Here is a 22,223-nt window from a genome sequence, read left to right on the forward strand (position 1 = left end):
AGTGCCTGCTGTTTTGATAGTATAATTTTGTGTTAAAGCTTACCTGTGCTCTTCCTAATAAAGTGAGTTAACGTCACGCGCTGGAATGGCATCCTTTGATAAACATAAGAAACCTCCTATTTTCGATTCTGTATAAAAATGAAAATAAGGCTTATCCATTTGCGTGGATGAACATAAGAAACCTCTTATTTTCGATTTTGTATAAAAATGAAAATAAGGCTGGATTCCAGCGTCACGCGCTGGAATGACACCCTTCGATGAACACAAGAAATTTCTTATTTTCGATTCTATATAAAAATGAAAATAAGGCTTACCTTATTTGCGTGGATGAACATAAGAGAGCTCTTATTTTCGATTTTGCGTAAAAATGAAAATAAGGCTGGATTCCAGCATCAAGCGCTGGAATGACACCCTTCGATGAACACAAGAAATTTCTTATTTTCGATTCTATATAAAAATGAAAATAAGGCTTATCCATTTGCGTGGATGAACATAAGAAACCTCTTATTTTCGATTTTGTATAAAAATGAAAATAAGGCTGGATTCCAGCGTCACGCGCTGGAATGACACCCTTCGATGAACACAAGAAATTTCTTATTTTCGATTCTATATAAAAATGAAAATAAGGCTTACCTTATTTGCGTGGATGAACATAAGAGAGCTCTTATTTTCGATTTTGCGTAAAAATGAAAATAAGGCTGGATTCCAGCATCAAGCGCTGGAATGACACCCTTCGATGAACACAAGAAATTTCTTATTTTCGATTCTATATAAAAATGAAAATAAGGCTTACCTTATTTGCGTGGATGAACATAAGAGAGCTCTTATTTTCGATTTTGCGTAAAAATGAAAATAAGGCTGGATTCCAGCATCAAGCACTAGAATGATAGGGTTGTAGATTCTAGCGTTACACGTTGAAATGACAGAGTTTAAGAAATTTACTAAATGAGAAAAAAAGGCAAAAGAAACCCCGTTGGTGGCTAATTATTTATATTAACTTTATAAACTGGCGTTTTTTTATTCTAAACGTCTAATCTCGCTGCTTTTAAACCGCAACTGATCTAAATTTAAACGTTAAGAAATTTACTAAGCAGAAAAAAAAGGCAAAAGAAACCCTGTTAGCTAGTTATTCACTATCTATCTTTTAATCGGCGTTTTTTACTGTTTTAAACGCTTTAACAAGCGCATTTTAGCTTATATAGGTAAAAACCTTGAAAGTTTATTAAAGACATAAGTGCACATAGTGCAAAAAATTAAACATGAGACGCCAAATACATTGAGTTTTTTGTCATTTTATCTGCACAGACTGAAGATAAATAAATAGCTTCAGCCACATGATAAGCAGACTTTTTGGAAACGTCAAGTGGTTTTTCAATGCGTTGTTGTGCTAGGGATCTATTTGACATTAGTTGTAGATTGTTAAATAATTAGTTACTTTAGAGCTCTTTTAATATGCTGCGTGTTATTGCAGGGAAGTATCGTGGGAAGAAAATAGCTACAGGCAAGCATTTAGCCGCACGACCAACCATGAGTATTGTTCGCGAGGCGGTATTTAATATACTTTCTTCAAAAAAGCCTGTTTACAGTTTGAATGTGCTTGATTTATTCTGTGGCAGTGGTTCTTTTTCATTTGAAGCGCTTTCTCGTGGTGCTAAACATGCATTTATGGTAGATTCAGACTATTACAATTTGCAATTGCCTAAGAAAACAGCAGAAAATTTTGGAGTTACAGGTGATGTTACGCTAATTTGCTGCAATGCCAGCGAGTTGCCAAAACCTATTTCTAAGTGTGATGTAGTTTTTATAGATCCACCTTATAATAGTAATTTGGCTCGCTCAACTTTAGACGGATTAGCCCACTCAGGCTGGCTAAGTGATGATGCACTGATAATTCTAGAGATTAGGAAAAACGAAGATTTTCAGTGCAACAAAAATTTTAGTATAGTCTTGGAGCGCACTTACGGCATAGCAAGAATAATTTTTCTTTCCCTATCAACTTAAACTTGCATATATCCTTCATTTTGGGATTTCAATGCCTTTAGGGGTTCTAATTTTATGTCTGTCAAGTTTCTAGAAAAAGCACTTCCAATGTAGTCATTTAGATTAAATTTTTTGTTAAGCCCTTTATCTACTAAATATTCATGTGCATCTTGAATAAATTTATCTTCTATGTCTTCGTGCTTTGTCACACTACCGTTATTCTCATAATGAACTAAATGTTCTTTATAATCGCTGTGAATATTCTGATTCTTACAAGGAACATTAGGATTATGTTCAAGCACTATATTTCGCCTTAACCTTTCTCCGGATAGATCATCAAGTTTGTTAACAAGTTGTGCTTCTTCCGGAATTACAGTATCACCTTTCCTGCCAGTAATTAATACAGGACATTTCGTATTCTCTATAATCTTCCGTGCATTAAAATCTAATCCACAGCGTGTGAACCAAAAATTCAAGAATTTTGCAGGAAGCCACCTTGTAAAAAAATCTCCTACTCCATGGGGGAAGTTATTAGTTGCATCCTTAAGTGAGCTATAAGAGTTACTGTGAATTAGCGTCAAATAAATACCCTGATCTTCAAATCTTTTTAAAACTTCTGCTGCAATTCCTCCTCCAAGAGAGTTAGCATCTAAAACTATGTTGTTTGGATCTACGCCATGTACAAGCAACATATTTACCATTGCTACTCCGGCCTGAATTAAATCTTGTCCATTTGTTAAAAAGTTGTACAGAGCTACAACTTTCTCTTCTTCTAAGAGGAATTCTATAATATCTTCTATATCTTTTTCTAAACTTTGGTTACAAGTCTTTTTTGTAAGTTTTTCTTTATAAAGCCTTATCCACTCAGGGCTGACTTCATTTTCTAAAAAGTTTTTGATTCTATGTACAACAAACCTTTTTTTAACGAAGTCAAAAAACATCCATAAGCAAAATACAACAAAACATACAGCAGCTAAAATTGATAATACTATTGATGTACAAGCTAACCCTATAAGCACCTTTTTTGGTTTTTGATTCTTATATGCCAAGTATAGCAGTACGTTAGAAGCAGCAGATAAGATACCAGGAAATAACCACAGCAACACTATTTTTGTACCAAATTTTTTTGCTTCACTCTTCAATTCCTCTTTGAAGAATTCTGAATTAACGATTCTAGCAAAATAAGGATAGTCAAAATAATATTTAACGAACTTACTTTTTTGCTTCTCGGATACATCTTTAATTGAGCGCATGAAGCTTAATACATCCAAACATTCCAAAAAAGTTTATTACGTGTTTTTTATTATCTTCTGGTTTGGTATTATTCTTGATATGATAAATAACTTTCATCTTTTCATTGGCTGATAAATATCCAGTTTATTTTAACATAAAATTTAAAGGAGTCTAGATAACCAGTATAAACGCGAATAACTAATATGATGAAAAGCTTACAAGAAATTTCCTATAATTCCCTTTAAGTGAGTTTTAAACCTTTGAAATGCCATGACGTTGTTGATACGTCTATCAAGGAACGATAGAGTATCTGCAAAACCTTCTGAATAGTCATTAATGAAAAAGAGCATTGTACTTAGGTATACCCCAGCTAATATTGCCCGTTTTGTGTAGTAATTAAAATCTGTCGATTGATCGTAGATGCCATACCAAATTGCACTAACAGTTCTGTACAAGAGTTTACTAGAAAAGTATGTATTCTTTGGCAATATAGAAAATAGTAAAACATTTTTTAAAAATTCTCTATAATTTGGTAGTTTAGCGTAGTTTGAGAGGCGTATTTGAACAGCTAATTTTACCCGCTCCCGCACTTTCATATCTTCTAAATTGGAGTTTCTGAGTTTGGTTGCCATTGAACTATTTAAATCCTCTGCTATATACTCCAAAGCACTATATATTCCATTTTGAAATTTGCAAAAGCTATTGGCTAGGTTAAGATCTGTGCACACTTTCAATAAGGTTTCATCGCTTATCCCCTCAAATGGAATGATTCTAATCAGCTCGTCTACTACTGATTTTATTTTATCTTGTTTCATACAACATTATACTGAACAGCACATGTAATTGTACCTGAGATTTTCAAACATTCTGCAAAATGTATCACCTCGTTCTTCAAAATTTTTCCACTGATCAAAAGAAGAACATGCAGGAGAAAGCAATATCGTTATTTCTTCTTTGCTATTTATGGCCTCTTCGAAAGCCAGTTTAAATGCGTTTTCTAGATTGTAACACTTCATACAATCTACTTTATTCCCTATAACATTTGCAAAAGCTTCTGTTGATTCTCCAATTAGAAAAGCTTTTCTAATTCTTGTAAAGTACTTGCTTAGTGACTCTATGCCACCTTCTTTACTTCTTCCACCAACAATCCAGTATATGTTACTATAAGACAAAATTGCCTTTTCGCTCGACTGTGCATTAGTTGCTTTGCTATCATTCACAAAAAGGACATTTGCTATTTTGCCGAGTAGTTCATTTCTATGTTTTAATCCTGGAAAGGATTTGACTCCATCGATAATGGTGTTGTTATCTATTTTAAGCAGCTTACATACGGCATATGCGGCTGCTATGTTTTCCGCGTTGGATGTTAAGTTTATTTTCACGTTACTTAGATCACCGTTGTCATCCCAGTGCCTGACACTGGGATCTATGCTTCTTGTTTTCTGGGTCCCAGTACCCCTTTTGTCATTCCAGCGCGTGACGCTGGAATCCAGAGATTTTAATTGTAAACTTGGAGCTGGTCTTACGTTAAATAAACATTTTTGATATGAAAAACTGGATCCCAGTGTCGGAGCACTGGGATGACACCCTATTGATGGACTTAAATCACAATCTTCGTATAGTTGTGTGTCAAAGCACTGCGATGACAAAAAAGGTAACATCGAAGCTGAGATTGGAATCTTATTTCCAGTGAATTTATTGAATATATCAGCGGTAATTTTGTTATCACATCCTATCACAGCAATTTCACTACCGTTTATCAGTTTTGATTTAGTTGCTATGTAATTTTCCATACTTCCATGTCTGTCTATGTGGTCTGGTGTGATGTTTAGTAATATTGCAATGTCCACGTTAATTTCATTCATCAGCTCCAATTGAAAAGAGGAGAACTCAATTACATAAATTTCTGCGTCTCTTTCTAGATCCAAAACAGGAACACCTAAATTTCCACCAATAGCTACTTTTTTTCCTGCAAATTTTAATACGTGCCCTATTAGTGACACAGTAGTTGACTTGCCATTTGTTCCTGCGACGCCTATTACCTTCTGATTTGCAGTTTTAGTTTCAAGAAATAGCTCGATATCCGATTTTATTTTGCAATCAATGCTTTTTGCAAGTTTCACTATCCAATGCGGCGTTGGATATGAAATTGGCACTCCAGGGCTTAAAATCAACGTTCTTATTTCATGCCAATTATATTCTTTAGGATGAATAAAATTACACTCCCGATACACCATTTTTGCATCTGCTATTTGCTCTTCGTTATCATCCCACGCATATATTCTTGCACTGCTCTTCATTAGAGCATTAATGACAGACAAACCAGTTTTGCCAAGACCAAAAATCGCAACATTTTGATTTTTGTATTTATTCAGTTGCATTACTTGTTTTCGGAAGATGTTATATAAATTCTTAATAGTATTAACGTAAAGAATTTGCAAATGTTAATTATTGCCTGTAAGATATGGGGAAATTAGTAAGGATTTTAATAGGAAAATAATATGCCATCTGTTACTTTTATTTTACCTGATGGAAGTAAGAAAAGCTATGAGGCTGCAGAGGGGGAAACTCTGCTTAACTTAGCTCACAGGAGTGATCCAGATTTGCTTGAAGGTGCATGTGAAGGTTCTCTTGCCTGCTCTACATGCCATGTAATCGTTGATCCAAAATTTTATGATGCTGTAGAAATGTATAATCCCATATCTGATGAGGAAAATGATATGTTGGATCTAGCTTTTGGCTTGACAGAGACATCAAGGCTTGGATGCCAAATAAAAATTACAAAAGATATTGATGGTTTGTGTGTAACCATACCAAGAGGAACAAGAAACATATCGCTCGATAAACAAGGGAATGATTAGCTGTGCGTAAGGTTTTCATCTATATTACTATCTTTTTACTTTTGTTTATTCCTACGGCTTATAGTGGTTTTTGGTATTTTTCTGCATGTAAAACAAAAAATCTTTTAGCTGAGACAATACTATATGTTAACGACGAGAAATTCGATATTTCATATGACTTTAGCGGATTCCCTTCTAGCATAAATTTTCGCGTGACAAATCCAAAGTTTTCCAATGAGCAATTAACTATCTCATCCGAAGCTTTAGTGATAAAAAACAGATTATTAGATAAATCAATATATATCTATGTACCAAGCAATAAAATCAATATTACTGTTCATGGCAACGGGACAAAGAATATAAAATGTTACACAAACAATAACAATCACTTTGTTGTTAAACTAAACGATTTACCATCTTCGCTAAGGTTTGACAGAAATAGTACCATGATAGATTATATAAACACACTTCGTTACGAAGATTATGGATTAAAATGTGATGTTTCACCTGATTCAGAAAGTCAACAGGGTATTGTAACCGAAGTGAATGGCAAAAGCAATTACATTCAATTTTACCTAGATAAAGAACTTAGTGGAAATGCTAAGCTAGAATTTGATTTTTATACTTATCGGTATAAAAATACTGCAAATCCTGAAAGTTACCTTAGTGTTGACACTAAATTTGACTGCGAATTTGTAAACCACATCTCAGCTTCCAGAATTAATTTCAACATAGAAAAATTTTTAGTTCAGAGTAATAATTTCTCCCTTACTGCAGACGGTGGAATAAACAATTACAATCTGGTTACATCTTCATTTAAAGACAAAATTGACGTGGTCATATCAAATTATCAAAAATTGATCTCGTTTGTGACTGGCGAAAAAAATCACTCGAAAGCCTCGGATGCGCTTGAAAAATTAATATCTTCCTTGTCAGAGAAAACAACTGACGACAGCATTCAATTTTCAATAAAATACAACGATGATGTAGGGTCAAGTTTTATTGGAAAGTTATCTGCTACTGATTTTATGAACCAACTAAGTCAAATCACCGAGCTAACCGAGAATGAAAGCAGTAGTTAGCTTGCTTTTTACATTGACATTCCACTTAAGCATAAACGCTTTTACTTTGGATGATAAGCTCATAGATAAAAGTATGGAAAAGCGAGCAACTAATTTATTTGAAATAATAAAGTGTCCAATATGTTCTGGTGAGTCATTATCTGAATCCGAGTCTAAGATTGCACGCGATATGCGCAAGACGATTCGTAAAAAAATTAGTGATGGGTATACTGACGAGCAAATAATCTCAGAGCTAAAAAATTCTTACGGCGACTCAATTATAATTGTTCCACCTGTCAAATCTAGTACTTACGTTTTATGGTTTATTCCACTTATAATTCTACCAACAGGATATTTTATGATACGAAAGTATACCCAGTATTGAACTCCATTTTCCATTGGGTTCTACTAGGCATACTTAATTTTTACAGTGAATTGCAAATAAAAAGACAGAAAAATTGATAGTCTTTCTTCTTTCGTGATTAATAGATTTATAATGTAATTGAGCTTAAATATTCAGTATGAAAGGCTTCTTACGGAATTTATTATACCATCTTTTGTCATCTCAGTGCTTGATACTGAAATCCATATCTTTTTTTTTCTGGATTCCAGCGTCGTGCGCTGGAATGACACCAAAAGAGTATTGTCACTCAAACAGTAGTTGTACAAAGATCCTGCTAATTTTACTACTGGTTCTATTTCCACTTTTAGCGTTGCCTATAGGTGCAGGAGGTGCCAAAGAAAGCTGTGACTATGAATATTACCCTAAGCTAGATCATCACTCTGCGGATGAGTTATGCACTATAAAGCGAAATTATTACAGATACGGTAAAGAACTGAAAATGTTGGCGGACAATAGGATAAAAGAAATAATAGAAATTGTTTCAAGTGCTAATAATAAAGCTGGTGATTTATAAATTCACCATTTCTTCTGGTTTAACTATTTCTTCAAACTCTTTCTCAGTAAGCAGCTCAAGCTTCACTGCCGCTTCCTTTAAGGTGATATTTTCTTTATAAGCAAGTTTGGCTATTTTTGCTGCATTGTCATATCCTATATGCGTATTTAATATAGTGACCAACATTAATGACTGATTCAGCAGATCTTTTATTCTCTTTTCATTTGCCTTAATGCCAATCACACATTTTTCTGTGAAATTTAAACTTGCATCAGCTAAAAGTCTTACAGACTGTAAAACATTGTAAATTATTACTGGCTTAAACACGTTTAATTCAAAATGGCCGTTTGAACCACTGATAGTTACAGTAACATGATTTCCCATAACTTGAGCACATACCATGGTTACTGCTTCACATTGAGTTGGATTCACCTTGCCTGGCATAATTGAAGAGCCAGGTTCATTTTCTGGTAATACTATTTCACCAATCCCGCACCTTGGACCAGACCCAAGCAACCTTATATCATTCGCAATTTTCATTAAACTAACTGCTACTGTATTGAGAGCTCCGCTCAGCTCAACTAAAGCATCATTTGCTGCCAACGCTTCAAACTTATTGCCTGCTGAAGTAAATGGAAGATTAGTAATTTCTACAACTTGCTTTACGAAATCCTCAGCAAAGCCTTTTTTAGTATTGAGTCCCGTACCAACTGCAGTGCCACCTTGTGCAAGCTCATACACATTACTTAAGGTTGACTTTATTCTCTCTGTTCCCTTTTTAATTTGAACTGCATAGCCGGAAAACTCCTGCCCCAATGTTAGAGGCGTTGCATCTTGCAAATGGGTACGTCCTACTTTTATTACATTTTTAAATTCTAGGGTTTTATCATTTAGTACCTTGTATAGTGCTTCAAGATTTGGAATGAGAGAGCAATTTACCTGTTTTGCTGTTGCTATATGCATTGCTGTTGGAAAAGTGTCATTTGATGACTGACCATAATTTACATGGTCGTTTGGATGTACTGGAGATTTACTGCCCAAGTTGCCGCCCAAGATTTCTATTGCGCGATTGCTGATTACTTCATTCATATTCATATTAGTCTGAGTTCCAGATCCGGTTTGCCATACAACAAGTGGGAACTCGTTGTTGAATTTACCATCTATGACCTCTTGTGCGGCTGTGCAGATCGCATTTCCTACTTTGTCATCTATAGCACCATGCTTCATGTTTACACGTGCTGCTGCAAGTTTTACTATTGCTAACGCTTTAATTAGAGGTTCTGGCATTTTTTCTGTGCCAATTTTAAAATTTTCCAAGGAACGTTGTGTTTGTGCTCCCCAGTAGTGTTCACTTAGTACTTTTACTTCACCTAAGCTGTCTGATTCTATTCTAATCATATTTTTTCCTCCATATTAGATTTTGTTACTTGATGAACTGGTCACACAAGTGTTAACTCAACAGCTATGTAGAAACTTTTACACATCCAATAACAAGACCAATACCAGTACATAACACTGGAATTAGTTTCACTACATAACTCTGCCACATGATGCTTCTTCTCTTTTGGTTAATTAAGCTAACTCCTTTGAATGCTACATGTAGTTTACAGGCATTAAACATAACGACTCTTATACATAAGTAAGCTTATTTGACTCCAATGTCAAGTGTCCAGACATTTGTAATGTGGAAACAATGTTATTCCTACGCCCTTTTTTGTCATTCCAATACCTAGACACTGGAAACATACAGTTGAGAACTAATAAATCCACAGATGGCTAAAATAGGCTTTCCAGTTTTGAGGGAAGCCTTGCTTGAGTTAGCTATAGAAAAATTCCACGAATTAGCGTCTTAATTGGGCAATTAATGTGTTATTAACATAACTAATTTATAAAAGTAAATATTTTGAGAAAAAAATATATTATGAAAGGACTAGAAAATGCTGGTGAACAAGATATAAGCTATGAACCAGTACGTGACTTAAGAGATGCAGACAAAAAAAGGGTTCTAAAACTAGCAAAAAGAATAGAAAAAGGAGAAGGTATTGCTGAAAAGTTCAGGTGTAGAATGTTTACAATGAACTATAATAAAAGCATCCTAAGAACAAAGATAACCTACAGAGGTGAGAAGTTTACACTACTACATTATGCTATATGTCATGGAAACACGCAAGCCATAAAAGATCTGTTAAAAGAAGCTAAAAAGCGAGAACTTTTAGAAGAAGTTCTTAATGAAAAAATGATTATGAAAAATCAATACGGAAGGGATGTAATTTACTCAATAGAAAAAGATGAAATATTAAAAATTTTAAAAAAAGGAGATATTAATCTAGTAGGCGTATTGTGCGAGATAGCAGGCATGGAATACCAGGAAGGGGAGGTGTCCACAAACCTGTATCAAGCTGCATTTTTTACTCAATCTAGAAATATTCAAACAAGTGTGTCAAACTTAGAGCATAAAGATACTGCAATTGTAGTTGATGCGAAAGAGCAGGAAAAGGTTGAAAATATAGTTACGGGTGCAAAAACTGATACCAAATTATACGAAAATATTAACATAAATAATGCAGATCTTGAAATGCCTCAACCTATATGTGAAAACAGCAAAAAAGCTCAAAATACTTCAACAGAGCAAGGGCCGAGCGTCCCTGAAAGTCTCTCTTCAGCTATGAAGAAGAAAGAGGTTAGTTTTAATCAAGCAAACAAGCTTAACATCATTGCTTTACATTGTGCTGCTAAAAATGGCTACTTAGATACAGTTAAATACCTCGTAGATGAAAAAGGAGTTGATTTTAATCAAGCAGATCAGGATGGCTATACCCCTTTGCATTTAGCTGCTAAGAATGACCAGTTAGATGTAGTAAAATACTTTATAGATGAAAAGGGGGTTGATTTTAATCAAGCAGATCAGAATGGTTATACTTCTTTAAATTTAGCTGCTAAAGATGGTCACCTAGATACAATTAAATATCTAAAGTCTAAGGGAGTGGATGTTGAAAACAAAAATAGCACTAATAAACAAGCAATGAGGAAAGCAGTGACTACTGGTGTAATTTGTTGTGGTGTAGTTGCATTGACAGTGGCTATTGGATGCTGTGTTGCAAATGTTGGATTGTCAATGTTAACTATTGCTGGCATATCTTTGGCTACTGCATTGGCAGTTGGACTTATCGTTAGTGGTATTACATATGCGGTGTCAAAACCTAGTTCAACAGTTACTGACTTGGGTACTCAACAATTTGATAATACTACTGTTCTGAGTATCGATTAGCGAAATGTGAAAAATGCAAAAGGCAAGACTTATTTTGATAGCCTCTCCTTCTAAACTACGAAAAAGTTGGTGTTGCAGTAGATACGGATTTAACAGTCAGACTGTTTCTTGACAAGACTTTTAAAATCAGTCCGTGGTCTAAATTTATCAACCCATTTATTACTTTCTGTTTCCTCTTCTGCTTTTACTCCTGTTTCTGCTCCTGCTCCTTTAAGATATTCTACTATTTCATGGCGCTCATGTTGAGAAGCTAAATCAAGTGGGCTATTATCACTATCATCAAGAGCATTGACATCGGCTCCTTTTTCTACAAGATATTTTGCTGTGGGAAAGCAGCCATACAGAGCAGCCGTATGTAATGGTGTGGAGCCATTGTTACTAGTAGAGTTGATATCAATTCCCTTCTCTATAAAATAGTCGATTTCTTCAATTGGACCTACTACTGCAGCATAATGTAACAAGGTATGACCCTTCTCATTTCTGACATTTACATCATAGCCATCTCTTTTTATGGCAAGCTTGACTATACTCCAGCGACGATTAGCAGCAGCCTCAAATATAAACTTTTTCACTCTTTCACTCATCTTGCAATTCATTAAATATTTATGCAAAGATAATATGAGAAGAAAGAAAGATAGTCAAGCTATAGGTTGGTTGGGAAACGCATAGGTACCAAGGTAAATTCTTCAGGAAATATATTAATTTGGTGTCATCTGTTCTTTCTTTGAACTTGGAATTATGCATATTACAAAGATAAAACTGTTGACTTTAAAACAAAATATGTTAACGTAAAATAAAAGTTATATTTATATTTTAAGTTTATTGGTTCCGATGTACCATAAGTACTTCAGTCTTATTGTTATTTCTCTTATTATTGTCGGCTAACGCCGATACATATCTTCATACCTATTTTTCATTGTTAAAATTTTTAAATAATTAAATAAAGTGAGGTTTTTATGCTTACTTCTAAACACAAGTATTTGCCATTTTTTATGTGGTTTCTGCCATTGTCCTTTTTTGCATATCAATTTATCTTACGTCTTTGGCCTGGACTAATGATGCATCAAATCATGGAGCAGTTTGCTATAGATACTGGCCATTTTGGAATACTTGCGGCATTTTATTATTATGGCTATTCCGGAATGCAAATACCTGTTGCAATTTTACTAGATAGATTTGGTGCACGATACATTGTTTTTGTGTCTGCTACGTTTTGTGGTATTGCCACTCTAATGTTTACGTACACAAATAGTTTTTACTTAGCGGCGTTGAGTAGATTTTTAATAGGGGCATGCTCTGCAGCTGGGTTTCTGGGTGTTTCTAAAGTAGTTTCAGAATGGTTTTCTAGAGATCGGTATGCAAAAATGATAGGTTTATCATTTACACTGGGGCTGATGGGTGCAATTTATGGAGGCAAACCTATAGGTTTGTTGGTAGAAAATCATGAGTGGCAAAGTGTTGCTTTGACGCTTGGAGTATTATCAATAACAATTGGTTTTATAGCGTACCTTGCTTTACGTTCACCACAAAATACAAGGGATGTGAATTCAAATGAGCAATTTAAAATAGGTAGTTTAAAATCTGTTCTTACTTCTCGGTTGATTTGGTATTTAGCTCTTTCTAACTTTTTGATGGTAGGCTCATTAGAAGGATTTGCTGATGTTTGGGGGATTAGTTATTTAACAACTGCTTATAACTTAAGCAAAGGCAATGCAGCGGGTATTATATCATTTATATTTTGTGGTATGCTCTTTGGTGGACCATTGTTAGCTTGGCTCAGCAAAAGACAGGGTAGCTATACTGTTATTGTAATGTGTGGATTTGGTATGGCACTAGCTTTTACATTATTATTGATGAGCAAAACATATAATGCACTTGCTCTGTCCTGTCTCTTTTTCCTTGTGGGAATTATGTGTTGTTACCAAGCCATAGTGTTTGTTGCGGGCAGCGAATTAGTAGCAGTAAAAGATTTAGGAATTACTATAGCATTTTTAAACAGTATAAATATGTTAGGTGGTTCATTTTTTCATACTTTAATAGGAAAAGTTCTAGACTTATCTTGGTCTGGAACCTTCAGTAAAGAAGGAGTGATGTTGTACGATCTTTATGCTTATCAATATGCTCTTAGTGCTATCCCAATATGTGCTTGTTTAGGTGCTGTCATAGTGTTGGTTACAAGTGTTAGAGCGAAAAAAACTAACCAGCAAATAGTTGACCTTATTCAGAAAAAATAGGGAGAACATTTTTATTGTAAGAATGATGTATAATTGTACAGGGGTGCCATAGTTAATAATAGAATGTCTACGTTGTTTGTTATAAAAGATTTTTCTATACTTGGTTATAATAAATATAGCATTCTATTGAAAACGCTAATTCTGGATTAAAGATAAAAAAGAGCAAGAGTATCAATGATTTATAAATTTAAACATAGTAAAGAATCTACCTAAATTTAAGCAGCGGGTATCCTAAATGCTGTATCAATTTAGTAAAGTTCAATAATTTGGCTGTATAGACATGCAGTAAGCTATCGCTCTTAAGTTTGATTAAGCATAGTCAAAAAGTTAAGACTTTCAACATTTTACCAAAAACTAATCCAGAATCGGTGTTTTAAACCTTCCCCACTGCCATTGTAACTACTGAATCAGTGAAATAATTTTTAGGGACAGTCCCAGAAAAAGCAGAAGAGGGGCAAGTTTTCGACTTACAACTACTACGGCTATTGGTGGTTAACGTCAAGTTTTACCAGTAATACATCATTACTTTCTCTACTATGTGTTCCTTTTCTTGTCATCCAAGTAGTTAAAACTGGAATGGCATCATGCACTTAAGGTAAAACAGGTTTTCTGTCTATATATTATCAAGCATGTTGTGGTTAACTTCAACCTTATATTTTGATTCCAGATAGCTAACTAATTGCTCTTTTAGCGATATCATCACGTGTTTTCCAGTATCGAATGTATCTAATTTACCATTTGATGAATACATTTCTTTTAGAACACCTATTATAATGTCATTGTCGTGTTGAATGGGGTCTGTCACTGAATCAGTCGTTTTCATATTAAAAACCTCTTCTATAAAAAAGGAAGGATAGTTTTGCCGTTCAGTGTCATTGCGATGTATCTGCTGACCTTTAATGAGTTCTACGCCTTGAGTTTTATTGAAATCTGCTTTTTCTTTTAGCTGAGCTGCAATTTCTTGTCCAATCTTAAACATTTGTTCTCTTATAAACCCATTACGCCAAAGTTCTATCACTGATGTTTTGCTTTCTTCAAAACTTTGCAATTTGGGCGGAACGATATCAGTAATCTTTACACTGACAACAGCATCTCCAACCCCTTTAAGATAACTCTTTTGGTCTTTTTCTCGTGAAAAGAGAAAGGAAATCAAATCATCAGTGCTACCTATAATATTACCGCTTCGATCTTTTCCACTAGCATCTACTGGACCAATGGTTTGTATAGGTAAATTATACTTACTAGATATTTCCTCAATTGTTGCACCGTTGTATATATCATAGTTTACTTGATTTATGAAATTGTTGACTTTTTCGAAAGACTTTTGTGTGGTTAAAGTTGACTTTATATCTTTTTTTAAGTTAGCTAAGTTTTCATCAGAGATTTGATGCGCACTTTCCACTTTTATTATATGCCAACCAAAATTGCTCGCTAAAATTTCACTGACTTCACCTGCTTTGATAGCAAAAACCTTTTCTCTCATATCCTCCGGTAGAAAATCTTTGGTTATATTGTTTATTCTAATTTCCTCAAGCTTTGTTTTACCAAACTTTGCTGCTATTTGCTCGAAGCTTATTTTGTCTTCCTCGAGTGTTTTTTTTGCCGCTTCGGCCTCCTCTTTAGTGGGAAATACTAGATTGAATATATCTCTTTGATTTTTAAGTTCCTGCTGTTCTATTATATTATCAATCTCCTCATCTGAAATTTGGATCTGGTCTTCAAAGTACTTTTGATCCAAAGAAATATATTGCGCAGTTCGATATTCAGGATAATAAAAATGAGACTTATTTTTTTCATACAAGTTAAGTAAAGTTTTATCATCTGGTTCAGGAATGTCTGTAACTGCATCCTTAGTTATTTTAATAACATTGACTACTCTAGTTTGGTAGCGATTTTTGTATATCTGCTCATCGATTTTCTCACCAAAGGTCACTGGATAATTATCTTTAAATAATGAGGTTGTGAACATTACTGCAGGCAGAATTTTCTCTAGTTTTGCTAAATAGTCTTCCTCTGTCATATGTAGACTATTTAGTGTTTCATAAAATTTCTCTTTGTCGAATTCTCCTTGATCGTTTTGAAAGTACTTAGTGTTTTTAATATGGTCTTTTATAGATTCCTCTCCAATCACCAACCCCAGATCACTCATTAGGTTAAACAATAGTTTTTGCTCTATAAGCGCATTAAGTAAATCATATTTCAATCTTTTTGTTTGTTCTTCACTAATGTCAGGTTCAGAAATTTGCTTCCCATAATTTTGATACAACGACTTATACTCATTTAATGTTATAACTTCTTTTCCAACTCTAGCTACCTCCTCTTTTTCATTGCTGTCTGATAGAAGGCTACCAACTCCCATGAAAATTAATAAGCAAGCTAAAATAACAACAGTTACTTTAGTGAAAAAATTTTTAACATTCATAAGCGTAAAAGTTGATTAGTGGTTAATTATAGCAAAAATTTAACACTTGTAAATTTATTGATTAATTAGCTATTGTGTATTGCATTATAATATATCTAGTTTAAAATTTTACTCCCCTTAAATAGAAATACACGCCTAAATCAAACCATTGCACCTAAAGAGAGGTAATGTTCTTTTAGGTGACTAAGACAGGCCTGATTGCTTAGTCAAATTGAAAGATTAAAAATGAGGAAGTTATTAGGTGATAAAATTAATGCTTTTTTAATTTTAATAGCTTATAATAGCTTATATTTTAGCTCTATGTGACAATAAAGAATATTTTAATGGGAGATGTTTTCCTAATGTCATCGGAACTTTCTAAAGGCAATAATGATAGAAACAAACAGCTTCTCATGCAAATTGCTGCTTGGCTGGTAGATAATACTGCTTTAACTTTTAACCAAATAGCACAATCTTGTGAATTAACTCTTGAAGAAGTGCAAGATATAGCTGATGAAGAAATAGATGTTGAAAGATTTAATCCTATTATTTCTGGGATAACAACTGAGAAAGAAATAGATAATTGTAAAAAAAATCTGAATCGTATTCCGAATTTGATTGCAAAAAACTTAAAAAGAAGAAGCAAAACGATTGGTAACGTTCTTGGTCTTGCCTCTGTAGCGAGGCGTAGAGATAAACCTGATGCGATTTATTATTTAATAAAAAAATTTCCTATTTTGGATAATAATGTCATAGCTAAGTTGATTAGTACAACAAATCACACGGTAGAACAGGTGAGAAATGGATCTCATTATAATATGCAAAATATAAAACCTCAAGACCCTGTACTGCTTGGCTTATGTAGCCAAGAAGATTTAGAAGTGGAGGTGGAAAAAGCTAAAATAAAAGAAGAGAAACAAGAAAGGTTAAAAAATATAAAAGAAAATTATTAAGGCTCCTCAAATTGCTTATTTATTTCCATACCTTATTAATATTAAATTAACTTGACTTGCCCGTGTTTATTGATATAATGTTAGGTAAAGTATGTAGCTTAATAGCAGTTGAGTTTAATACTTCCTTAAGATTAGCTAATCCTAATTTATTTCTTGTATTCACATTTTAGGTTAGTAAGCATCAATTAAAATTTTTGGAGGATTATGGCAACAATCAATGAAGATGTTTTAGCAAAAGAAAAGGTCACGGCTGAACCAGAATCAGCAGAGAAAAGTGAGCAGATTCCCGACAATAACATGGTAAAACAAACAACGAATGAAGGTGTGAAAGAGAACAGAAAAACACTAGATCTGAGTGAGCTGAGAAAAAAAACAGCAGAAGAATTATTGGATCTAGCTGAAGAAAGGAAAATTTCAACTAATGGTAAGGGTAATGGCAGAATGCTGAAACAGGAGATGATATTCAGCTTGATGAAAAAAATGAGTGAAGAAGGGGGCATTACTACAGGAAGCGGAATAGTAGAAATATTACCTGATGGTTTCGGATTTTTACGCTCAGCAAGCGCAAATTATGCTCCGAGTACCGATGATGTTTATATCTCTAATGGACAGATAAAAAAGTTCAACTTGCGTACAGGGGATATGGTATGCGGAGAGATAAGGCCACCTGGTGATAAAGAAAGATATTTTACTTTGACTAAGGTCCAAAGCATAAACTCTACTGAAGTAAGTGAGCTAAGAAAGTACGTCCATTTTGACAATTTGCTTCCTCTTTATCCTGAAGAGAGTTTGATTCTTGAAAACAACACCATTGGGGATAATAAGAAAGATATAAATATGCGTGCTGTAGATATAGTTGCACCCCTTGGAAAAGGACAAAGGGCGTTAATAGTTGCTCCACCGCGTACAGGAAAAACAATATTACTTCAGCAGATGGCTCATTCTATAGCTACAAATCATCCTGAAATAGAATTAATAGTATTACTTATAGATGAAAGACCTGAAGAAGTGACAGATATGATACGCTCTGTAAAGGGTGAGGTAGTAAGCTCTACATTTGATGAACCTGCCTATCGTCACGTACAGCTTGCTGAAATAGTAATAGAAAAGGCTAAAAGGATGGTTGAGCATAAAAAGGATGTTGTAATTTTGCTCGACTCTATCACCCGTCTTGCGCGTGCCTATAATGCAGTTATTCCTTCGTCCGGTAAAGTTTTAACTGGTGGTGTAGACTCAAATGCGCTGCAGAGACCAAAACGCTTTTTTGGGGCGGCTCGCAATATTGAAAATGGCGGTTCTTTAACAATTATTGCCACTGCTCTTATAGAAACTGGTTCAAAAATGGACGAAGTTATTTTTGAAGAGTTTAAAGGTACTGGTAATGCTGAAATTATACTCGATAGAAAACTTGCCGATAAGCGGATATTCCCAGCTATTGATATCACAAAATCAGGAACTAGAAAAGAAGAGCTATTAATTGATAAGGCTATATTGAATAAGATATGGGTGTTGCGCAGGATATTAAATCCTATGGGGTCTGTTGAAGCAATGGAGTTTTTACGCGATAAATTACTCTTAACAAAGAGTAATGCTGACTTTTTTAACTCTATGAATAATTAAAATAAATTGGCAGAAATATGCAACTTTCATCATATTGCTGCAAAGTTGCATATTCTATGTGGAATAATAAAGAAATGGTCAAATATTGAGGTGTACAGGACAAACACAGAAGGATTTACAGTGGTGCGTAAACCTAATGTTTCAATACTTGCACATTAAACCTGATCTTGACCTTATCCAAAAATTGTGGAAAGAGTTTGTTTTTGATATCATGTTATATCTATAGAATTCTAGTACCGTATGAACTTTAAATCGGTTGTTTTATGTATATTAGATGGCTGGGGAAATGGAATAGAGAATAATAAATATAATGCTATCAGCAATGCAAACCCACCCTGTTGGCAGTATATTAGCTCTAGTTACCCAAAATGCAGTTTGTCTGCCTGTGGAACCGATGTTGGGCTACCAGATGGTCAAATAGGCAATTCAGAAGTTGGCCACATGAATATTGGCAGTGGCAGAGTAGTGATGCAAAGCCTACAGCGCATTAATCAGGAAATAGGAACAATAGAAAGCAATGTAAATCTACAAAGCTTTGTTGGCAATTTAAAAAGTAAGCATGGTGTATGCCATATAATGGGATTAGTGTCAGACGGTGGTGTTCATTCGCATCAAAAACATATTTCAACTCTAGCAAATAAAATATCGCAACATGGAATTAAAGTGGTGATACATGCATTTTTAGATGGCAGAGATACATCACCAAATTCGGGAAAAAAATGCATTCAAGAATTTGAAGAGAGTATAAACAATGACATAAGAATTGCTACTGTCTCTGGACGTTATTACGCTATGGACCGTGATAACAGGTGGGAAAGAACAATTGAAGCTTACGAAGCTATCGCATTTGCAAAGGCACCTTGTCACGATAGTGCGATGTCGTTGATTGACAATAATTATCAAAACAACATAACTGATGAGTTTATCAGACCTGCAGTAATAGGTGATTATCAAGGCATAAAACCAGAAGACGGGGTGTTGCTAGCTAACTTTCGTGCTGATCGGATGATACAATTGGCAAGTATCTTGCTTGGTAAAACAGACTATATTGAAGTAGCAAAATTCTCTTCAATTTTAAGCATGATGCAATACAAAGCGGACTTAGGAATTCCCTGTCTTTTTCCTCCTCCATCCTTTGTTGACACTTTAGGGCAAGTAATAGAAGACAATAAATTACGGCAATTACGTATTGCTGAAACTGAGAAATACGCTCATGTAACTTTCTTTTTTAATTGTGGGAAAGAAGAGCCTTTTCCTGGTGAAGAAAGAATTCTCATTCCCTCACCAAAAGTCAAAACTTATGATTTGCAGCCCGAAATGTCAGCCTTTGAGCTTACAGAAAAGCTTGTAGAAAAAATTCATTCCCAAGAATTCGCACTGATAGTTGTAAATTACGCTAATCCTGATATGGTAGGTCATACAGGTAATATGAAAGCAGCTCAGAAGGCTGTGCTAGCTATAGATAATTGCCTTATGAAAGTGTTCAATGCCGTTAAAGAAGCGGGTAACACTGCGCTCATTGTTACGGCAGATCACGGCAATGTTGAGTGCATGTTCGATGAAGAAAACAACACACCTCATACAGCACATACTTTGAATACAGTTCCATTCATCATATGCTTTGATTTTTGTGATAATCTAAATTTGAGAGACGGAAGATTATCTGACATCGCCCCTACTGTTTTACAATTGCTTGGGATTAAAAGCCCTGATAAAATGACGGGTAGTTCATTGATCGTTTAATTTTGATTATCATCCTCTGTCATCTTAGCTGGGATTTACAACTATCACAGCATGGGTTTATCTGGAAGATAAAGTAACAAGAAAAAAACTATGTAGCGTATAGTGAGTATTTTTCCTATTTTAGTATTGCAAATATAATGGGTGTGATTATTTTTTTATTTAAAATTTTAATTGTTACTCTTTTGTCAACTACACAAATTTTTGCAAAAGAAAAACTACATATACTTTATGACAAAGAAAGCGGTTTGCAATTATCACTGCCTGGTAGTATGATTGTAGATAACAACAATAACGTACGGACTGTTTATAATAATTACGGAAATGACTCTCTTATAAAAAACGCAAGAAAAATTATTTCATTTAAATTCAAAGACGACCGCTATTATTTTATAAGAGCAGATGTACTAATCAGCAAAAATGATGTTTCAGAAAAAGCATGCTATAACAGTTACCCATATATAAATTATGAAAGTTTTAGTAACAATGAAGGGAAAGAGGTACCAAACGAGATATTGATAGACGGACATTACTTTACATATCTTAGAGGTAGTGATAATGCTATGAGCCACCTCTATGGTGCAGATACATATAGGGGTATAATTAATGGTAAATGTGTTTTTTTTGACATTTACTCAAACATAACAAGCCCTGATGCATATATTGATGATCATTTTTTAATAAAACATATATGGAGCTCATTCCATGAAGATATGATAACTGTAAATAACATTATAAAAAATGTGAAGTTTGATTGTCACTAAATAAGAAATAAACCTTTTAGTCATTTTCTGTGGGGTGCTTTTGCGTACAACATTTTTGACGGGGTTGCATGGAAACCAGCTCTGGCTACTTGGATGACATCCTTTCTGGTCTATCAATCATAATGTTCGTAAAATGTATCTATTTGGGTAATACCAAATAGATACACTTCAACTTAAGCTAACTTCTAAATTTTCTACCGTTAACACTAATGATCCATTAAAAAAATCGTCAATATCACCAACACTATCTATATTTTTTGTGCTGATGGATTGATCAATTCTTTTAACTAAATTAGATAAAACTTTATTAGGTCCAATTTCGACGAATTTGTTGATGCCATGTTTTGCCATATATAAAACCATCTCTCTCCATCTCACTCTGCTTACAACCTGCTTAGCAAGCAAAGCTCTTATAATTTCTTGGTCACTTTCTTTTTTAGCTGTAACATTTGATACAAAGGGAACTAAAGGTTGAGTTATTGTGACATTTTCTAAAAATTCCAAAAGTTTTTCATCAGCAGGTTTCATAAGAGATGAATGAAAAGGCCCACTAACTTGCAATTTAATTAGTTTTCTAATGCTTGAGTCTTTGAATAAATCAGGTAACATTTCAAGAGCTTCCGCAGTGCCGCTTACCACTACCTGTCCACCGCCATTATCGTTTGCAACTTCACAAACCCCGTCAATTTGGGCTGATTCTAATACATCTTCTACTTCGCTTATCTCTGCTCCAAGCAATGCAACCATTCCGCCTTTACATTTCAGAGAGGCTTCATGCATCGCTTCACCTCGAACTTTCAGCAGTTTGACTGCAGACTCAAGAGTCAATGCTCCTGCAGCACATAATGCTGTGTATTCGCCAACTGAGTGGCCGCAAACATATTTAACATTGTAATCAGAGAAAAGAGATCTGCCAAATACATACTCCATAACACGTAGTATTGCAATTGACACTGCCATTATAGCCGGCTGAGCATTTTCTGTAATTGTTAATTCTTCAATAGAACCATCAAAAATTAAACAGGATAACTTCCTACTCAGTATATCATCTACTTCATGAAATACCTGTCTTGCAATGGAAAACTCGCTATATAAGCTCTTTCCCATTCCTACAAACTGAGAGCCCTGACCAGGAAAAGCAAAAATCATAATGATAATTATTTATTCTTCATTAAGTATACTACTTTGTTTATTTTTTGTCAATGTACTTCTTACCTGTCATCCAAGTAGTAA

General features: G+C 34.4%; 20 protein-coding genes and 1 pseudogene. 11 read left to right on the forward strand and 10 right to left on the reverse strand.

Annotated features, from left to right (window positions below):
* Positions 1-54: 54 nt before the first annotated feature.
* Both HF196_RS00455 and HF196_RS00460 read right to left on the reverse strand, forming a co-directional pair.
* Positions 55-267, reverse strand: a complete 213-nt coding sequence (locus tag HF196_RS00455; protein WP_168455342.1) for a hypothetical protein — start codon at positions 265-267, stop codon at positions 55-57.
* Positions 268-310: 43 nt separating this feature from the next.
* Positions 311-586, reverse strand: a complete 276-nt coding sequence (locus HF196_RS00460; protein WP_168455343.1) for a hypothetical protein — start codon at positions 584-586, stop codon at positions 311-313.
* Between the two features lie 866 nt (positions 587-1,452).
* Here HF196_RS00460 and rsmD point away from each other — a divergent pair.
* Positions 1,453-2,001 carry a 16S rRNA (guanine(966)-N(2))-methyltransferase RsmD gene (rsmD, locus tag HF196_RS00465; RefSeq protein WP_168455344.1) on the forward strand — a complete coding sequence of 183 codons (549 nt, stop codon included), beginning with the start codon at positions 1,453-1,455 and terminating at the stop codon, positions 1,999-2,001.
* Here the strand turns inward: rsmD and HF196_RS05850 are convergent.
* From HF196_RS05850 to HF196_RS00480, 3 genes and pseudogenes are all read right to left on the reverse strand, one after another.
* A pseudogene (locus HF196_RS05850) lies at positions 1,998-3,330 on the reverse strand (alpha/beta hydrolase family protein). The gene rsmD and the pseudogene HF196_RS05850 overlap by 4 nt on opposite strands.
* Positions 3,331-3,428: 98 nt before the next feature.
* On the reverse strand, positions 3,429-4,028 hold the full coding sequence (locus HF196_RS00475; RefSeq protein WP_168455345.1) for a COQ9 family protein: 600 nt from the start codon (positions 4,026-4,028) through the stop codon (positions 3,429-3,431).
* A gap of 6 nt (positions 4,029-4,034) precedes the next feature.
* On the reverse strand, positions 4,035-5,594 hold the full coding sequence (locus tag HF196_RS00480) for a Mur ligase family protein (RefSeq protein WP_168455346.1): 1,560 nt from the start codon (positions 5,592-5,594) through the stop codon (positions 4,035-4,037).
* A 120-nt stretch (positions 5,595-5,714) separates the two neighbouring features.
* Here HF196_RS00480 and HF196_RS00485 point away from each other — a divergent pair, with 120 nt between their 5' ends.
* From HF196_RS00485 to HF196_RS00500, 4 genes are all read left to right on the forward strand, one after another.
* Positions 5,715-6,074: a ferredoxin family 2Fe-2S iron-sulfur cluster binding protein gene (locus HF196_RS00485; RefSeq protein WP_168455347.1), complete on the forward strand. Its 360-nt coding sequence runs from the start codon at positions 5,715-5,717 to the stop codon at positions 6,072-6,074.
* Between the two features lie 2 nt (positions 6,075-6,076).
* Positions 6,077-7,135, forward strand: coding sequence for a hypothetical protein (locus HF196_RS00490; protein WP_168455348.1), 1,059 nt, complete (start codon positions 6,077-6,079; stop codon positions 7,133-7,135).
* On the forward strand, positions 7,119-7,499 hold the full coding sequence (locus HF196_RS00495) for a cytochrome c-type biogenesis protein (RefSeq protein WP_168455349.1): 381 nt from the start codon (positions 7,119-7,121) through the stop codon (positions 7,497-7,499). The genes HF196_RS00490 and HF196_RS00495 overlap by 17 nt, the downstream gene beginning before the upstream one ends.
* A 136-nt stretch (positions 7,500-7,635) precedes the next feature.
* On the forward strand, positions 7,636-8,031 hold the full coding sequence (locus HF196_RS00500; protein ID WP_168455350.1) for a hypothetical protein: 396 nt from the start codon (positions 7,636-7,638) through the stop codon (positions 8,029-8,031).
* On the opposite strand, the gene fumC is transcribed toward HF196_RS00500, so the two are convergent.
* Positions 8,026-9,408, reverse strand: coding sequence for a class II fumarate hydratase (gene fumC / locus HF196_RS00505; RefSeq protein ID WP_168455351.1), 1,383 nt, complete (start codon positions 9,406-9,408; stop codon positions 8,026-8,028). The two genes, HF196_RS00500 and fumC, sit on opposite strands and share 6 nt — an antisense overlap.
* A gap of 64 nt (positions 9,409-9,472) precedes the next feature.
* Positions 9,473-9,631 (reverse strand): hypothetical protein, encoded by a 159-nt coding sequence (locus HF196_RS00510; protein WP_168455352.1) that lies wholly within the window; start codon positions 9,629-9,631, stop codon positions 9,473-9,475.
* Positions 9,632-9,931: 300 nt separating this feature from the next.
* Between HF196_RS00510 and HF196_RS00515 the strand changes: the two genes are divergently transcribed.
* Positions 9,932-11,278, forward strand: coding sequence for an ankyrin repeat domain-containing protein (locus HF196_RS00515; protein WP_168455353.1), 1,347 nt, complete (start codon positions 9,932-9,934; stop codon positions 11,276-11,278).
* 89 nt (positions 11,279-11,367) lie between these two features.
* Here the strand turns inward: HF196_RS00515 and HF196_RS00520 are convergent, their stop codons facing one another.
* On the reverse strand, positions 11,368-11,862 hold the full coding sequence (locus tag HF196_RS00520) for an ankyrin repeat domain-containing protein (RefSeq protein WP_168455354.1): 495 nt from the start codon (positions 11,860-11,862) through the stop codon (positions 11,368-11,370).
* A gap of 372 nt (positions 11,863-12,234) precedes the next feature.
* Between HF196_RS00520 and HF196_RS00525 the strand changes: the two genes are divergently transcribed.
* Entirely contained in the window at positions 12,235-13,512 is a 1,278-nt protein-coding gene (locus tag HF196_RS00525; protein ID WP_168455355.1) for an MFS transporter, read from the forward strand.
* Between the two features lie 613 nt (positions 13,513-14,125).
* Here the strand turns inward: HF196_RS00525 and HF196_RS00530 are convergent.
* On the reverse strand, positions 14,126-15,934 hold the full coding sequence (locus tag HF196_RS00530; RefSeq protein WP_168455356.1) for a peptidylprolyl isomerase: 1,809 nt from the start codon (positions 15,932-15,934) through the stop codon (positions 14,126-14,128).
* Positions 15,935-16,257: 323 nt separating this feature from the next.
* On the opposite strand from HF196_RS00530, the gene HF196_RS00535 reads away from it, so the two are divergent.
* The 4 genes from HF196_RS00535 (at position 16,258) to HF196_RS00550 (ending at position 20,990) form a co-directional block, all read left to right on the forward strand.
* Entirely contained in the window at positions 16,258-16,866 is a 609-nt protein-coding gene (locus HF196_RS00535) for a cell cycle transcriptional regulator TrcR (RefSeq protein WP_168456223.1), read from the forward strand.
* Positions 16,867-17,070: 204 nt separating this feature from the next.
* The gene (gene rho / locus HF196_RS00540; RefSeq protein ID WP_168455357.1) at positions 17,071-18,486 is read left to right on the forward strand and encodes a transcription termination factor Rho; all 1,416 of its coding nucleotides are present in this window, start codon (positions 17,071-17,073) and stop codon (positions 18,484-18,486) included.
* A gap of 240 nt (positions 18,487-18,726) precedes the next feature.
* Positions 18,727-20,229: a 2,3-bisphosphoglycerate-independent phosphoglycerate mutase gene (gene gpmI / locus HF196_RS00545; protein WP_168455358.1), complete on the forward strand. Its 1,503-nt coding sequence runs from the start codon at positions 18,727-18,729 to the stop codon at positions 20,227-20,229.
* Positions 20,230-20,411: 182 nt separating this feature from the next.
* Positions 20,412-20,990 carry a hypothetical protein gene (locus HF196_RS00550; RefSeq protein WP_168455359.1) on the forward strand — a complete coding sequence of 193 codons (579 nt, stop codon included), beginning with the start codon at positions 20,412-20,414 and terminating at the stop codon, positions 20,988-20,990.
* Between the two features lie 168 nt (positions 20,991-21,158).
* Here HF196_RS00550 and fabD read toward each other — a convergent pair whose 3' ends face one another.
* Positions 21,159-22,139 carry an ACP S-malonyltransferase gene (gene fabD / locus HF196_RS00555; RefSeq protein WP_168455360.1) on the reverse strand — a complete coding sequence of 327 codons (981 nt, stop codon included), beginning with the start codon at positions 22,137-22,139 and terminating at the stop codon, positions 21,159-21,161.
* Between the last annotated feature and the right edge of the window lie 84 nt (positions 22,140-22,223).

Origin of the sequence: Wolbachia endosymbiont of Ctenocephalides felis wCfeJ (assembly GCF_012277315.1) — a bacterium.
In the GTDB taxonomy this organism is placed as follows: domain Bacteria; phylum Pseudomonadota; class Alphaproteobacteria; order Rickettsiales; family Anaplasmataceae; genus Wolbachia.